Source organism: Mesorhizobium sp. (genome assembly GCF_005063415.1).
Taxonomy (GTDB): domain Bacteria; phylum Pseudomonadota; class Alphaproteobacteria; order Rhizobiales; family Rhizobiaceae; genus Mesorhizobium.
This window is the reverse complement of sequence record NZ_SUEG01000370.1, coordinates 1-560: the sequence shown is the minus strand read 5'-3', so window position 1 is coordinate 560 and position 560 is coordinate 1. Positions and strand designations below refer to the sequence as shown.

At 62.9% G+C, this 560-nt stretch carries 1 protein-coding gene; it reads right to left on the bottom strand.

The window, feature by feature from the left end; all coding sequences use genetic code 11:
- A partial coding sequence (locus E5W70_RS32650) for an alpha/beta hydrolase (RefSeq protein ID WP_292665497.1) occupies positions 1-560 on the bottom strand: 560 nt, incomplete at both ends.

Below are 560 nucleotides of genomic sequence, written 5' to 3'. Positions count from 1 at the left end.
GCGATAAGCCGCGTCGGAACTGGTGCAAATTCGCCGCGCAATACCAAGACCGGAAAGCCAAATCGGGCATATTCGCTTGCCGGCATCGACTCATGGATCAACGCGTGGAAGTCGAGGCTGGCCTTCGGCAGGAACCGCACGAGTGCCGCCTGAAGTTCCGGCTTCATCGCGTCGAAGGTGCCGGCTCCGCTCCAGTAATCGATGAAACGAGCTGCAGCGGAGAGATAGCTACCGTTGATCAAGCCGTCGTGGATCGCGCCTGCGATCGCCGAGATCTCGCCGAGCGCCTCGTGGCCCTCAGAGTCCAGCTCGTGCAGCAGATGAAAGGCCGACGGCTCATAAACCGATAGGCTGGCCAGCCGGTCTGGACGCGTCGCTGCTATGTGCAGGGCCAACCCACCACCATAGGAATGGCCAACAAGATGCACAGGCCCATCATGCTGGTCAATCATCTCCAGGATGCCGACGGCTTCGTCGGCCAGATGGAAAGCGCCGGCACCGGTCCAGGTGCCGCCGCCCGGCGCGCCGATCAGGTCGGGCGCGATGAACCGGCAGCTGTC